Source organism: Serratia sp. X3 (assembly GCF_014982455.1).
GTDB classification, from domain to species: domain Bacteria; phylum Pseudomonadota; class Gammaproteobacteria; order Enterobacterales; family Enterobacteriaceae; genus Serratia; species Serratia ureilytica.
In genome coordinates, this window is record NZ_JADCNB010000001.1 from 933,476 (window position 1) to 947,821 (window position 14,346).

A 14,346-nucleotide genomic window follows, 5' to 3' on the forward strand; every position below is an offset into this window, starting at 1 on the left:
CCCAAGCTCATAAAATGAGCGCTTCAGCTTTAAGAGAGGAAATAATGCCTGCTGTAAATCGCAAAGTCAGAAAAGCCGTGATCCCGGTTGCAGGCTTGGGTACGCGGATGTTGCCGGCCACCAAAGCCATTCCGAAAGAAATGTTGCCGCTGGTTGATAAACCGCTGATCCAATACGTCGTCAATGAGTGCATTGCGGCAGGGATTAACGAGATTGTGCTGGTCACCCACTCCTCCAAGAACTCGATCGAAAACCATTTTGATACCAGTTTCGAACTGGAAGCGATGCTGGAAAAACGCGTCAAGCGTCAACTGCTCGATGAAGTGCAGTCAATCTGCCCGAAGGGCGTTACCGTGATGCAAGTCCGCCAGGGGAATGCCAAAGGCTTGGGGCACGCGATTATGTGCGCCTACCCGATGGTGGGTGATGAGCCGGTCGCGGTGGTGTTGCCGGATGTGATCCTTGACGAATACAGCGCCGATCCGAAAAAAGACAACTTGCACGACATGCTGCAGCGCTTCGAAACCACCGGCATCAGCCAGATCATGGTTGAACCTGTGCCGCATAAAGATGTTGGCAACTACGGCGTAGCCGACTGTAAGGGCGTCGAATTGCATCCGGGCGAAAGCGCGCCGATGGTCAGCGTGGTCGAGAAGCCGTCGCCGGAGAAAGCGCCTTCCAACCTGGCGATTGTCGGTCGTTATGTGCTGTCCGCCGATATCTGGCCGCTGTTGGCGAAAACGCCTCCGGGCGCCGGCGACGAAATTCAGCTGACTGACAGCATCGAAATGCTGATGCAGCAGGAAACGGTGGAAGCGTATCACCTGAAAGGCGTGAGCCATGACTGCGGTAACAAACTGGGTTACATGCAGGCCTTCGTGGAATACGGTATGCGCCATGCCAGCCTGGGCAAAGAATTTTCTCAGTGGCTGCAACAGGTTGTTGCCGCTGACAAGAAGTGATTGAGTGATCTTTCGTCTTAATTTGAAAAACTAGGATTTTCACATGAAAGTAACAGTTTTTGGTATTGGTTATGTGGGGCTGGTGCAGGCCGCCGTACTGGCTGAAGTAGGCCATGACGTTATGTGTATTGACGTCGATGAGCGAAAAGTCGAAAACCTGAAAAAAGGGAATATCCCGATTTTCGAACCGGGTCTGACGCCGCTGGTGCAGCAAAACTATGAGGCCGGCCGTCTGCATTTCACCACCGATGCCAAAGCGGGCGTGGCGCACGGGACTATCCAGTTCATTGCCGTCGGCACGCCGCCGGATGAAGACGGTTCCGCCGACCTGAAGTATGTCACCGCGGTGGCGCGCACTATCGCCGAGCACATGACCGATCGCAAAGTGGTGATCGACAAATCCACCGTACCGGTCGGTACGGCGGACAAGGTGCGTCAGGTGATGGCTGAAACGCTGGCGAAACGCGGCAGCAACGTGCCGTTTGACGTGGTATCCAATCCGGAATTCCTGAAGGAAGGCGCGGCGGTGGCAGACTGCATGCGTCCTGAGCGCATCGTGATCGGTACCGACAATAAAGATGTGATCGAGCCTATTCGCGAGCTGTACGAACCGTTTAACCGCAATCACGATCGTATGATCATGATGGATATCCGCAGCGCGGAGCTGACCAAATATGCCGCTAACTGCATGCTGGCGACCAAGATCAGCTTTATGAACGAAATGTCCAACCTGGCGGAAATGCTGGGCGCGGACATTGAGAAAGTACGTCAGGGCATCGGTTCCGACTCACGCATCGGCTATCACTTCATCTACCCGGGTTGCGGCTACGGCGGCTCTTGCTTCCCGAAAGATGTCCAGGCGCTGATCCGTACGGCGGAGCAGATCGGTTACCAACCGAAGCTGTTGCAGGCGGTAGAGCAGGTCAACTATCAGCAGAAAGACAAGCTGAACAGCTTTATCAACGACTACTTCGGCGGCGATCTGAAGGGCAAAACCTTCGCGCTGTGGGGACTGGCGTTCAAGCCGAATACCGATGACATGCGTGAAGCTTCCAGCCGCGTGCTGATGGAACAGCTGTGGGCCGCCGGCGCCACCGTTCAAGCCTACGATCCGGAGGCGATGAACGAAGTTCAGCGCATCTATGGACAGCGTGACGATTTGAAGCTGGTGGGCACCAAAGAGGCTGCATTGCACGGCGCCGATGCGTTGGTGATCTGCACCGAATGGCAGAACTTCCGCGCGCCGGACTTCGATGTGATCAAGGGCGCGTTGAAGCAGCCGGTGATCTTCGATGGCCGTAACCTGTACGATCCGGAGCGTTTGGAAAATCGCGGCTTTACCTATTACGCAATTGGCCGCGGCGCCTCGATTAAACCGGTTATTTAAGGAGTGAGCATGAAATTCCTGGTTACAGGCGCCGCAGGGTTTATTGGCTATCACGTTGCAGAGCGTTTGTTGACCGCCGGTCATCAGGTTGTCGGCATTGATAACCTGAATGATTATTATGACGTGGGCCTGAAAATGGCCCGTCTGGATCGACTGGCGGATAAGCCGGGATTCCGCTTTATCAAGCTGGATTTGGCCGATCGTGAAGGCATGGCGGCATTGTTTGCCGAGCATCAGTTCCAACGAGTCATTCATTTGGGGGCTCAAGCCGGCGTACGTTATTCGCTGGTCAATCCGTTGGCTTATGCAGATGCCAACCTGATCGGTCATTTAAACGTTTTGGAAGGCTGCCGCCATAATAAGGTTGAGCATTTACTTTACGCCTCCTCCAGCTCGGTATATGGCCTGAATCGCAAGCTGCCGTTCGCCACCGAAGATTCTGTCGATCATCCGGTGTCACTGTATGCGGCGACTAAAAAAGCCAACGAGCTGATGTCACACAGCTATTCCCATTTATACGGTCTCCCGACGACCGGACTGCGGTTCTTTACGGTATATGGTCCCTGGGGGCGCCCGGATATGGCGCTGTTCAAGTTTACCAAAGCCATATTGGCCGGGGAGAGCATCGACGTATATAACCACGGTGAAATGCACCGAGATTTTACTTACATCGATGACATCGCCGAGGCGATAGTGCGGTTGCAGGCGGTTATTCCGCAGGCGGATCCGTCATGGACCGTTGAACAAGGATCGCCGGCAACCAGTTCAGCGCCGTATCACGTTTATAATATCGGCAATAACACCCCCGTTAAACTGATGGAATATATCAGCGCTCTGGAGCAGGCATTGGGGGTGACGGCCCGTAAGAATATGCTGCCGATGCAACCGGGCGATGTGATGGATACCAGCGCGGATACGGAAGAGCTTTATCGTGACATTGGCTTTAAACCGGAAACCAGCGTTGAAGAGGGCGTGAAGCGCTTTGTTGACTGGTATAAGGCATTCTATCAGGTTCAATAATTGAACGCGGATAAATGCGATAGAAGGGGCCTTTGGGTCCCTTTTTTTCGCTGCGATCTCATGTACGGCGCAAAAACGAATTAGGATATTTACTAAAAGGAGAGAGGAATGACGGGAGCAGGGTTATACGCTCTAAAAATGAAAAGGCCCCCCGCAGGGGGCCTTTCAGATACGGACTGAATCGCTATTACAGCAGGAAATCATCCAGAGATTTACCTTGCTCTTCGATTGCTTTCTTAATCACCGCAGGAGTACGGCCTTGGCCGGTCCAGGTTTTCAGTTCGCCGTTTTCGTCTTTATATTGGTATTTAGCTGGACGTGCTGCACGTTTTGCTTTGCCGGCAGCCTTGTTGGCAGCCATGGTTTGCAGCAGTTCATTTGGATCGATACCGTCAGCAATCAGCATTTCGCGGTATTGCTGCAGTTTACGAGTGCGTTCTTCGATTTCTGCTTGAGCCTGGCTGTCTTCTTCGCGACGTTCGTTCACAACAACTTCCAGTTTCTCGAGCATTTCTTCCAGCGTTTCCAGTGTGCATTCTCTTGCCTGGGCGCGCAGAGTGCGGATGTTGTTCAAAATCTTTAATGCTTCGCTCATTGTCCTAGTCTCAAATTATATTGGTGGGGGGCGTCTCGATAATAATAGAGTGCTCTTTTCTTTTCTGCAATAGCCAAATTGGCTTGAATACTCAAATTTACCTTTAAAAAAACCGTTAATCGGATCAGTCCGACTAATAATAGGAAGGGCTGTTAACTATTACCCTTGGCACGCTTAAGTCAAAATTTCAGCAGAAAGGCTTTAAAAGGCGCGTATCACAAGGCTTTCATCGATAAGTTATCGTAGTAATTTATATCAATATTACAATGAGTTCTGTGGGCTTAATCACGCCACGGCAGGTCAGACATTGTAAACAATAGGGGTATATAGGTAAAGATTGCGTCAGTTAACCTTGGCGCGTCGGCGCAGGTGATTAAATGCCCGGAATTGGGCTCGTGTATAATAGACGGGGGCTCCGCCGCGGCTGCAGCGCCAGCGACAGGGAATGGGCAAGTCGGCATTAATGGGCAAATCACCGGGCTTAACCATTAGCAAGAATTAATAGTGATGACAGGCATACATTATCCTGTAAATAGCTGTAAAAAGAACGGGCCGACAGAACGATATGTTTCGCTTGAAAGCGCATTATTACGGCGAACGCAATATTCGTTCGCTTTGGGCTGAGCCGGGGGGCGGGTTATGGTACACTTACCGTCCTAATCAACATTTTGAATATTTCTTATACCATCGGAGTTGCGGGGCCATGGCTCAACTTTATTTTTATTACTCTGCGATGAATGCCGGCAAGTCCACCGCGCTGCTACAGTCTTCATATAACTATCAAGAGCGCGGTATGCGCACGCTGGTGTTCACCGCGGAGATTGATCACCGCTTTGGCGTAGGCAAAGTCAGTTCGCGCATTGGTTTATCCTCGCAGGCCCAGCTCTATAACAACGACTCGATGCTGTACGCCATGATCCAGCAAGAGCATCAACAGCAACCGGTGCATTGTGTGCTGCTGGATGAAAGCCAATTCCTGACCAAAGCGCAGGTTGAGCAATTATGCGATGTGGTGGACCAACTGGACATTCCCGTATTGTGTTACGGCTTGCGTACCGATTTTCTCGGCGAGTTGTTTACCGGCAGCCAATATTTGCTGGCCTGGGCCGATAAGCTGGTGGAATTGAAAACCATCTGTCACTGCGGGCGTAAAGCCAACATGGTGTTGCGGTTGGATGAGAATGGCAAGGCGATGCACGCTGGCGAGCAGGTGGTGATTGGCGGTAACGAGAGCTATGTCTCCGTCTGTCGCAAGCATTATAAAGAGGCGATTCACTCCCTGGAGTAGGGGCGAAAATGCCGCCAGCGCCCGCTGAGGCGTTTTGGCGGCGGGATAAGAAAAAACGCGCGCCAGGCGCAATAAAAAACCCGCCATTCGGCGGGTTTTTTCATCGGTTCACGGAACCGTTATTTCTTGGACTTCTTTACCGCGGTTTTGGCTGCGACCGGTGCAGCTGCTTCCTCTTCCACCGTTTCGCTGAATTCGCGGCCATAGAAGGTATCCAGCATGATTTGCTTGAGTTCGGCAATCAGCGGATAGCGTGGGTTGGCGCCGGTGCATTGGTCGTCGAAAGCGTCTTCCGACAGCTTGTCGACTTTCGCCAGGAAGTCGGCTTCCTGCACACCCGCCTCACGGATGGAGGCTGGGATGCCCAACTCGGTTTTCAGCTCGTCCAGCCAGGCCAGCAACTTCTCAATCTTCTGCGCGGTGCGGTCGCCCGGCGCGCTCAGGCCGAGGTGGTCGGCGATTTCAGCGTAGCGGCGGCGCGCCTGAGGGCGGTCGTACTGGCTGAAGGCCGTCTGCTTGGTCGGGTTGTCGTTCGCGTTGTAACGAATGACGTTGGAAATCAGCATCGCGTTAGCCAGGCCGTGCGGAATGTGGAACTCCGAACCCAGTTTGTGTGCCATAGAGTGACAAACCCCGAGGAAGGCGTTGGCGAAAGCGATACCGGCGATGGTGGCGGCGTTGTGCACGCGTTCACGGGCAACCGGGTTCTTCGCGCCTTCTTTATAGCTGGCCGGCAGATACTCTTTCAACAGTTTCAACGCTTGTAGCGCCTGGCCGTCAGAGTATTCGTTCGCCAGCACCGACACGTAGGCTTCCAGCGCGTGGGTCACCGCATCCAGGCCGCCGAAGGCGCACAGGGATTTCGGCATGTTCATCACCAGGTTGGCGTCGACAATCGCCATGTCCGGGGTCAGCGCATAGTCGGCCAGCGGGTATTTCTGCCCGGTGGCGTCGTCGGTCACGACGGCGAATGGTGTGACTTCCGAACCGGTGCCTGACGTCGTGGTGATAGCGATCATCTTCGCTTTCACGCCCATTTTCGGGAATTTGTAGATACGCTTGCGGATGTCCATGAAGCGCAGCGCCAGATCCTCGAAGTGGGTTTCAGGATGTTCGTACAGCACCCACATGATTTTCGCGGCGTCCATCGGCGAACCGCCGCCCAGCGCGATGATGACGTCCGGTTTGAAGGAGTTCATCTGCTCGGCGCCTTTACGCACGATGCTCAGCGTCGGATCGGCTTCCACTTCGAAGAACACTTCGGTTTCGATGCCGTGCGACTTGAGAACCTTGGTGATCTGGTCAGCATAGCCGTTGTTGAACAGGAAACGGTCGGTCACGATGAAGGCGCGTTTCGCCCCGTCGGTCGCCACTTCTTCCAGCGCGATTGGCAGCGAGCCACGGCGGAAGTAGATCGATTTCGGAAGTTTATGCCACAACATGTTTTCTGCTCGCTTCGCTACAGTTTTCTTGTTGATCAGGTGCTTAGGTCCGACGTTTTCAGAGATGGAGTTACCACCCCAGGAACCGCAACCCAGCGTCAGCGAAGGCGCGAGTTTAAAGTTGTACAGGTCGCCGATACCGCCCTGAGACGCCGGGGTGTTGATCAGGATGCGAGCCGTTTTCATTTTATCGCCGAAGTAGGCGATGCGAGCCGTTTGGTTATCCTGGTCGGTGTACAGGCAGGAGGTATGGCCGATACCGCCCATGGCGACCAGTTTTTCGGCTTTGGCGACGGCGTCTTCGAAGTCTTTGGCGCGGTACATCGCCAGCGTTGGCGACAGTTTTTCATGGGCGAAAGGTTCGGACTCGTCGACCAGCTTCACTTCGCCGATCAGCACTTTGGTGTTGGCCGGCACTTTAATGCCCGCCATCTCGGCGATTTTCGGCGCGGATTGCCCGACGATGGCCGCGTTCAGGCCGCCGTTTTTCAGGATGATGTCCTGCACCGCCTTCAGTTCTTTGCCCTGCAGCAGATAGCCGCCGTGGGAAGCGAAGCGCTCGCGTACCGCATCATAGATAGCGTCAACGACGATGACCGACTGTTCGGAAGCGCAGATAACGCCGCTGTCGAAGGTTTTGGACATCAGGATAGAGGCGACCACGCGTTTGATGTCTGCGGTCTCGTCCACCACGACCGGCGTGTTACCGGCGCCTACGCCGATTGCCGGTTTGCCGGAGCTGTAGGCGGCTTTCACCATGCCCGGGCCACCGGTGGCCAGGATCAGGTTGATGTCAGGGTGGTGCATCAGCTGGTTGGACAGCTCGACGGTAGGTTGGTCGATCCAACCGATGATGTCTTTCGGCGCGCCGGCGGCGATAGCGGCTTGCAGCACGATGTCGGCGGCTTTGTTGGTGGCATTCTTCGCACGCGGGTGCGGCGAGAAGATGATGCCGTTGCGGGTTTTCAGGCTGATCAGCGCTTTGAAGATCGCGGTAGAAGTTGGGTTGGTGGTAGGAACGATACCGCAAATCAGGCCGATAGGTTCGGCGATGGTGATGGTACCGAAAGTGTCATCTTCAGACAGGATGCCACAGGTTTTTTCATCTTTATAGGCGTTGTAGATGTACTCGGAAGCGAAGTGGTTTTTGATCACTTTGTCTTCGACGATACCCATTCCGGATTCTTCGACGGCCATTTTGGCCAACGGGATACGGGCATCAGCAGCGGCGAGGGCGGCAGCGCGGAAGATTTTATCCACTTGCTCTTGAGTGAAGTTGGCATATTCGCGCTGGGCTTTTTTGACACGTGCGACAAGCTCGTTCAGTTCAGCGACATTCGTTACAGCCATAATGCTCTCCTGATAATGTTAAACTCTTTCAGTAAATAAGCCGTGCGAGCCACTAGTATAGTCGTAACGGGGATAAGCGGTGATGAGAATACCGGGGTCTTCCCGCGTTATTTCTTCGCATGCTGCTGATTTGCTTAAAGAGCTTTACCCTACGCCAACCGGAGGGGCAGGCAGTGAGGAGAACGGAACCGGCGATGCTGCAGCCTACTTTGTTCTACTCCCTGACTACGACTAAGAGCTTACCCACTGTTGAGTAGTTGATTTGTGATCTAAATCATGAAAAGTGCAAGCTGACACCTTTCAGCTTGGTGTTTTTGAGAGTGATTCTCAATAACTGTGATCGGTGACTCTTTTTTCAACATAAAAAATCAAAAGGCCATACATCACTTTAACAAAGGGCATTTGTTTTGTTGCCTAACTTGCTGGTAGTCAAAAATGCTGCTCTGGCCGGATGGATTACCTGCGGCAATTCCATTACATTAGCGCGCGTAGTAAGCACACCTTTACAGCAATTAACGCGGAGCCATCTGTGGGCCAATCTCTGTTGGATCTTTCCGGCTTTATCAAGTTCTTTGTCGGTCTGTTTGCGCTGGTCAACCCGGTGGGCATCTTGCCGGTGTTTATCAGCATGACCAGTTACCAGGCGGAAGCGGGGCGCAATAAAACCAACCTGACCGCCAACCTGTCGGTTGCCATCATTCTATGGACATCGCTGTTCCTGGGTGAAGGGATCTTGCGGATGTTCGGCATCTCCATCGATTCGTTCCGCATCGCTGGCGGTATTTTGGTGGTGACCATCGCCATGTCGATGATCAGCGGCAAGCTGGGTGAAGATAAGCAGAACAAACAGGAGAAATCGGAGAGCGCGATCCGCGAAAGCATCGGCGTGGTGCCGTTAGCGCTGCCGTTGATGGCGGGGCCGGGGGCGATCAGTTCCACCATCGTGTGGAGTTCCCGTTATCACAATTGGCAAAGCCTGCTCGGCTTTACGGTGGCGATCGCCTTATTCGCTTTTTGCTGCTGGTTATTGTTCCGCGCCGCGCCGCTGTTGGTGCGTTTGCTTGGGCAGACCGGCATCAACGTCATCACCCGTATCATGGGCCTGTTGCTGATGGCGCTCGGGATCGAATTTATCGTTACCGGCATTAAGGCGATATTCCCCGGCCTGTTGTAATCGCTCTCGCTTGGCCGCGCCTCTGTCCTTGAGCGCGGCTAAAATTAATTTTAAAAGTTAAATTATTTATTGGTTCGCATTATTATAGTGCACAAGATGAATAAAATTTATGCCATTGCACTCTTATGTTGCATAAATCTCATGTTGCTGCTTAAAAAAAACGCTAAGCGTTATTTCAGACACTTTTCTTTCCCCATTTCCGCGCGTTTTCTCCTCGTTAAACGGTAAAGCTGTTGTTAAATTAATCACATCATTCTGTGGGGCTTGTCTCACTTTCATCCAGGTGTTATTAGTGATTAACCGCCTGTAGGCAGGTGTTTGTTCTTTGAATGGCTGGTTTGTTAACTGAATGTTTCTTTGTGCGGCAATGGGATTGCGTCGACAGTTTCAAATGAAACTAATTTTGAGTTTTCTCCTTTAAAATCAAGGTTATTTTTATGTTTTCCCTTGCCCTTCATCACAAGGGCTGGATCGGGATTGGTGCGATAAAAGAGAATTGCTTAACATTTTTGTAAAATTTATTGGCTATGGAATTTGGCTTCTGCTAATTTCCGAGCAACTTTCCCGTGGTCAATTAACTGAAATGCGCCATAAAAACGGGAATGATTTTTGCTGGTATCCGTTTATTTAGAATTCTTATAAACACTTCACAAACTTCGATAAGCGATGCTTGTCGGTGAAAAGGAGCCTCGATTATGCAGCAAACCCTGAAGCGCACTTCTTTGACCTTGTTGATTAGCGGCGCGTTGAGCGTCATTGCCGTAAATAGCAGTTTGGCGGCGGAGGTTCCGGCCGGCGTCCAATTGGCGCAGCAGCAGAATATTGTCATCAACAACGGCAGCGAAGTGGCTTCATTGGATCCGCATAAGGTCGAGGGCGTACCCGAAAGCAATATCATTCTTAACCTGCTGGAAGGGCTGGTGAGCACCGACGCCAACGGGCATGTGGTACCGGCGGCGGCGGCGAGCTGGGAAAACCAGGATTATCGGCAGTGGACCTTCCACCTGCGCCCCGGCGCGGTGTGGAGCGACGGCAGCCCGGTCACCGCGCAAGACTTCGTCTACAGTTGGCAGCGCCTGGCCGATCCGAAAATCGCTTCGCCCTACGCCAGTTACCTGCAGTACACCAAAGTCGAGAATATCGACGACATCCTGACCGGCAAAAAGAGCCCGCAAACGCTCGGCGTCAAGGCGCTGGACGATCAAACGCTGCAGGTGACCCTGAGCGAACCGGTGCCGTATTTCATCAGCATGCTGAGCCACACGTCGCTCAAACCGGTCAAACGCGCGGTGGTGGAGAAATTCGGCGACAAATGGACGCTGCCCGCTAACTATGTCGGCAACGGCGCTTACCGCCTGAAAGAGTGGGTGGTGAACGAGCGCATTGTGCTGGAGCGCAGCCCGAGCTACTGGAATAACAAGCAGACGGTGATCAACCAGGCGACCTTCCTGCCGATCGCTTCTGAAGTCAGCGACGTCAATCGCTTCCGCAGCGGCGAGATCGATATCACCAACAGCGCCATTCCGCCGTACCTGTACGTCAAAATGAAGCGCGAAGTGCCCGATCAACTGCACGTTAACCCTTATCTGTGCACTTTCTATTACGAACTCAATAACCAGCGGGCGCCGTTCACCGATCCGCGGGTGCGTGCGGCGGTGAAGATGACGCTGGATCGCGACATTATCGCCAACAAAATCATGGGCCAGGGGCAGATCCCGGCCTACAGCTTCACGCCGACCTTCACCGAAGGCGCCAACTTCACGCAGCCCGCGTGGGCCGGCTGGAGCCAGGAACAGCGCAACGCCGAAGCCAAAAAACTGCTGGCGGAAGCGGGGTACAGCGCCGCCAAGCCGCTGAAGTTCTCGCTGCTGTACAACACCTCCGATCAAAACAAACAGCAGGCGATCGCCGCCGCATCGATGTGGAAGAAGAACCTCGGCGCCGACGTCACGCTGCGCAACCAGGAGTGGAAGACCTCGCTGGAAAGCCGCCATCAGGGGCAGTACGACGTGGCGCGCGCCACCTGGTGCGGGGATTACAACGAGCCGAGCGCCTTCCTGAACCTGGTGCTGTCCAACAGCAGCATCAACACCGTGTTTTACAAGAGCCCGGCGTTCGACGCCATCATGGCCGCCACGCTGAAGGCGCCGGATGAAGCCGCGCGCGCCGCGCTCTACCAACAGGCGGAAACGCAGTTGGACAAAGACTCCGCATTGATTCCGGTGTATTACCGCGTCAGTGCGCGTTTGATCAAACCGACGGTAGGCGGGTTCACCGGCAAAGATCCGCTGGACTATACCGACGTTAAAAATCTGTACATCATCAAGCAGTAAAAGGGGTATTCCTCACGCTGAACCGCAGGGGAATATGGGGAAGGCCCGCCGCCGCATTCGTTCCGCAGCGGCGGGAAAACAGAGTCCGCTTACGGGCAACGCAGGTTCCACGAAGAGCCTGTGATAATAAAAAACTGGAGTCGATAAGTATGACCAACATCACGAAGAAAACCCTCATTGCCGCCGGCGTCATCGCCGCACTCGGCATCACAGCAACCACCTCCGCCTTCGCGGCCGACGTTCCTGCAGGCGTGCAACTGGCCGACAAGCAAGAAATCGTCAAAAACAACGGTTCCGAAGTGCAGTCGCTTGACCCGCATAAAATCGAGGGCGTGCCGGAAAACAACGTGACCCGCGATCTGATGGAAGGCCTGGCGAACAACAGCCCGGACGGTTCCATCGTGCCGGGCGTCGCGGAAAGCTGGGATAACAAGGATTTCAAAGTCTGGACCTTCCACCTGCGTAAAGACGCCAAATGGTCCAACGGCAAGCCGGTGACGGCGCAAGATTTCGTATACAGTTGGCAGCGCGTGGTGGATCCGAAAACCGCGTCGCCTTACGCCAGCTACCTGCAGTACGCCCACGTAGAAAACGTCGATGACATCATCGCCGGTAAAAAAGACAAGTCGACGCTGGGCGTGAAGGCTATCGACGACCACACCTTCCAGGTGACCCTGAGCGAGCCGGTGCCTTATCTGGTTGAAATGACCCCGCACTACGCCATGAAACCGGTCTATAAGGACGCGGTAGAGAAGTTTGGCGAGAAGTGGACGCTGCCGGCCAACTATGTCAGCAACGGCGCTTACAAACTGAAAGACTGGATTGTCAACGAACGTATCGTACTGGAACGTAACCCGGAATATTGGGATAACGCCAAAACCATCATCAATAAAGTGACGTTCCTGCCTATTTCGTCGGAAGTGACCGACGTTAACCGCTACCGCACCGGTGAAATCGACATGACCTACAACAACATGCCGATCGAACTGTTCCAGAAGTTGAAGAAAGAGATCCCGAAAGAGGTGCACGTCGATCCTTATCTGTGCACCTACTACTACGAAATCAACAACCAGAAGGCGCCGTTCACCGATGCGCGCGTGCGTGAAGCGCTGAAGCTGGGCATGGACCGCGACATTATCGTCAACAAGGTGAAAAACCAGGGCGATCTGCCGGCCTACAGCTTTACGCCGCCATACACCGACGGCGCCAAGCTGACCCCGCCGGAATGGTTCGGCTGGACGCAGGAAAAACGCAACGAAGTGGCGAAGAAACTGCTGGCGGACGCCGGCTACGGCCCGGGTAAACCGCTGACCTTCTCCCTGCTGTACAACACCTCCGACTTGCACAAGAAGCTGGCGATCGCCGCCGCCTCCATCTGGAAGAAAAACCTGGGCGTGGACGTGAAGCTGGTGAACCAGGAGTGGAAAACCTTCCTGGATACCCGCCATCAGGGGACCTATGACGTGGCGCGCGCCGGCTGGTGTGCCGATTACAACGAGCCGAGCTCGTTCCTGAACATGATGCTGTCCGACAGCAGCAGTAACACCCCGCACTACAAGAGCGCCGAGTTCGACAAGCTGATGGCCAACGTGTTGACCGCGAAGACCAAAGACGAGCGCGCCGATCTGTATCAGAAAGCGGAAGTGCAGCTGGATAAAGATTCCGCCATCGTTCCGCTGTATTACTATGTGAACGCCCGTTTGGTGAAACCTTACGTCGGTGGCTACACCGGCAAAGACCCGCTTGATAACGTGTACGACAAAAACCTGTACATCATCAAGCATTGATACGGTAAGAGCCGGCGGCGCAGCCGCCGGCCCATGTTGAGAATAATAAGCCGTCATCAGGCTGTCGCACAGGGTTAGGGCAATGCTGAAATTTATACTTCGTCGCTTGTTGGAAGCGATCCCGACACTATTTATCCTTATTACCATCTCATTCTTCATGATGCGCCTCGCGCCCGGCAGTCCATTTACCGGGGAACGCGCATTGCCGCCGGAAGTCATGGCGAATATCGAAGCCAAATACCATTTGAACGACCCGATCTGGAAACAGTACGGTCATTATCTGGCGCAGCTTGCGCAGGGAGACTTCGGCCCGTCCTTTAAATACAAGGACTATTCGGTCAACGATTTGGTGGCCAGTTCTTTCCCGGTGTCCGCCAAGCTCGGCCTGGCCGCGTTTCTGTTGGCGGTGGTGCTGGGCGTTAGCGCCGGCGTGATCGCGGCGTTGAATCAAAACACCAAATGGGACTATACGGTCATGGGGTTCGCCATGACCGGGGTGGTGATACCCAGTTTCGTGGTGGCGCCGCTGTTGGTGCTGATCTTCGCGATTACGTTGAAATGGCTGCCGGGCGGCGGCTGGAACGGCGGCGCGCCTAAGTTCATCATCTTGCCGATGGTGGCGCTGTCGCTGGCCTATATCGCCAGCATCGCCCGTATCACGCGCGGCTCGATGATTGAAGTGCTGCACTCCAACTTCATTCGCACCGCGCGCGCCAAAGGTTTGCCGATGCGCCGCATCATTTTCCGCCACGCGCTGAAGCCGGCGCTGCTGCCGGTACTGTCCTACATGGGCCCGGCGTTCGTCGGGATCATCACCGGCTCGATGGTGATCGAAACCATCTACGGTCTGCCGGGGATCGGCCAGCTGTTCGTTAACGGCGCGCTGAACCGCGACTACTCCCTGGTGTTGAGCCTGACCATTCTGGTGGGCGCTCTGACCATTCTGTTCAACGCGATAGTCGATGTGCTGTATGCGGTCATCGATCCGAAAATCCGTTATTAATCTGG

General features: G+C 54.1%; 10 protein-coding genes. 8 read left to right on the forward strand and 2 right to left on the reverse strand.

The window, feature by feature from the left end; all coding sequences use genetic code 11:
• Positions 1–44: 44 nt before the first annotated feature.
• From galU to IMX17_RS04475, 3 genes are read left to right on the forward strand one after another with little or no spacing between them, the layout of a single operon-like run.
• Positions 45–962, forward strand: a complete 918-nt coding sequence (galU, locus tag IMX17_RS04465; protein WP_033650221.1) for a UTP--glucose-1-phosphate uridylyltransferase GalU — start codon at positions 45–47, stop codon at positions 960–962.
• A 43-nt stretch (positions 963–1,005) separates the two neighbouring features.
• On the forward strand, positions 1,006–2,349 hold the full coding sequence (locus IMX17_RS04470; RefSeq protein WP_042784706.1) for a UDP-glucose/GDP-mannose dehydrogenase family protein: 1,344 nt from the start codon (positions 1,006–1,008) through the stop codon (positions 2,347–2,349).
• Between the two features lie 9 nt (positions 2,350–2,358).
• Complete coding sequence (locus tag IMX17_RS04475; RefSeq protein ID WP_182264331.1) at positions 2,359–3,369, forward strand: NAD-dependent epimerase; 1,011 nt, start codon at positions 2,359–2,361, stop codon at positions 3,367–3,369.
• A 187-nt stretch (positions 3,370–3,556) separates the two neighbouring features.
• On the opposite strand, the gene hns is transcribed toward IMX17_RS04475, so the two are convergent.
• Positions 3,557–3,964, reverse strand: coding sequence for a histone-like nucleoid-structuring protein H-NS (gene hns, locus IMX17_RS04480; RefSeq protein WP_004932170.1), 408 nt, complete (start codon positions 3,962–3,964; stop codon positions 3,557–3,559).
• A 703-nt stretch (positions 3,965–4,667) separates the two neighbouring features.
• On the opposite strand from hns, the gene IMX17_RS04485 reads away from it, so the two are divergent.
• A complete protein-coding gene (locus tag IMX17_RS04485; RefSeq protein WP_033650224.1) occupies positions 4,668–5,252 on the forward strand; it encodes a thymidine kinase in 585 nt (194 codons plus the stop codon).
• A gap of 119 nt (positions 5,253–5,371) precedes the next feature.
• Here IMX17_RS04485 and adhE read toward each other — a convergent pair whose 3' ends face one another.
• Entirely contained in the window at positions 5,372–8,044 is a 2,673-nt protein-coding gene (adhE, locus tag IMX17_RS04490) for a bifunctional acetaldehyde-CoA/alcohol dehydrogenase (RefSeq protein WP_046898916.1), read from the reverse strand.
• Between the two features lie 529 nt (positions 8,045–8,573).
• On the opposite strand from adhE, the gene IMX17_RS04495 reads away from it, so the two are divergent.
• The 4 genes from IMX17_RS04495 to oppB all read left to right on the forward strand — a co-directional run bounded on the left by IMX17_RS04495 (position 8,574) and on the right by oppB (position 14,341).
• Positions 8,574–9,218 carry a YchE family NAAT transporter gene (locus IMX17_RS04495; protein WP_015378089.1) on the forward strand — a complete coding sequence of 215 codons (645 nt, stop codon included), beginning with the start codon at positions 8,574–8,576 and terminating at the stop codon, positions 9,216–9,218.
• 695 nt (positions 9,219–9,913) lie between these two features.
• Positions 9,914–11,551: an ABC transporter substrate-binding protein gene (locus IMX17_RS04500; protein ID WP_046898917.1), complete on the forward strand. Its 1,638-nt coding sequence runs from the start codon at positions 9,914–9,916 to the stop codon at positions 11,549–11,551.
• 149 nt (positions 11,552–11,700) lie between these two features.
• Complete coding sequence (gene oppA, locus IMX17_RS04505; RefSeq protein WP_046898918.1) at positions 11,701–13,338, forward strand: oligopeptide ABC transporter substrate-binding protein OppA; 1,638 nt, start codon at positions 11,701–11,703, stop codon at positions 13,336–13,338.
• Between the two features lie 82 nt (positions 13,339–13,420).
• Positions 13,421–14,341, forward strand: coding sequence for an oligopeptide ABC transporter permease OppB (gene oppB / locus IMX17_RS04510; protein WP_004932150.1), 921 nt, complete (start codon positions 13,421–13,423; stop codon positions 14,339–14,341).
• Positions 14,342–14,346 lie beyond the last annotated feature (5 nt).

Bases quoted from the DNA above. Each gene is read 5' to 3' on its own strand.
- galU (WP_033650221.1), top strand. From the start codon at position 45: ATGCCTGCTGTAAATCGCAAAGTCAGAAAAGCCGTGATCCCGGTTGCA.
- IMX17_RS04500 (WP_046898917.1), top strand. From the start codon at position 9,914: ATGCAGCAAACCCTGAAGCGCACTTCTTTGACCTTGTTGATTAGCGGC.
- oppA (WP_046898918.1), top strand. From the start codon at position 11,701: ATGACCAACATCACGAAGAAAACCCTCATTGCCGCCGGCGTCATCGCC.
- IMX17_RS04485 (WP_033650224.1), top strand. From the start codon at position 4,668: ATGGCTCAACTTTATTTTTATTACTCTGCGATGAATGCCGGCAAGTCC.
- hns (WP_004932170.1), bottom strand. From the start codon at position 3,964: ATGAGCGAAGCATTAAAGATTTTGAACAACATCCGCACTCTGCGCGCC.
- oppB (WP_004932150.1), top strand. From the start codon at position 13,421: ATGCTGAAATTTATACTTCGTCGCTTGTTGGAAGCGATCCCGACACTA.
- IMX17_RS04475 (WP_182264331.1), top strand. From the start codon at position 2,359: ATGAAATTCCTGGTTACAGGCGCCGCAGGGTTTATTGGCTATCACGTT.
- adhE (WP_046898916.1), bottom strand. From the start codon at position 8,044: ATGGCTGTAACGAATGTCGCTGAACTGAACGAGCTTGTCGCACGTGTC.
- IMX17_RS04470 (WP_042784706.1), top strand. From the start codon at position 1,006: ATGAAAGTAACAGTTTTTGGTATTGGTTATGTGGGGCTGGTGCAGGCC.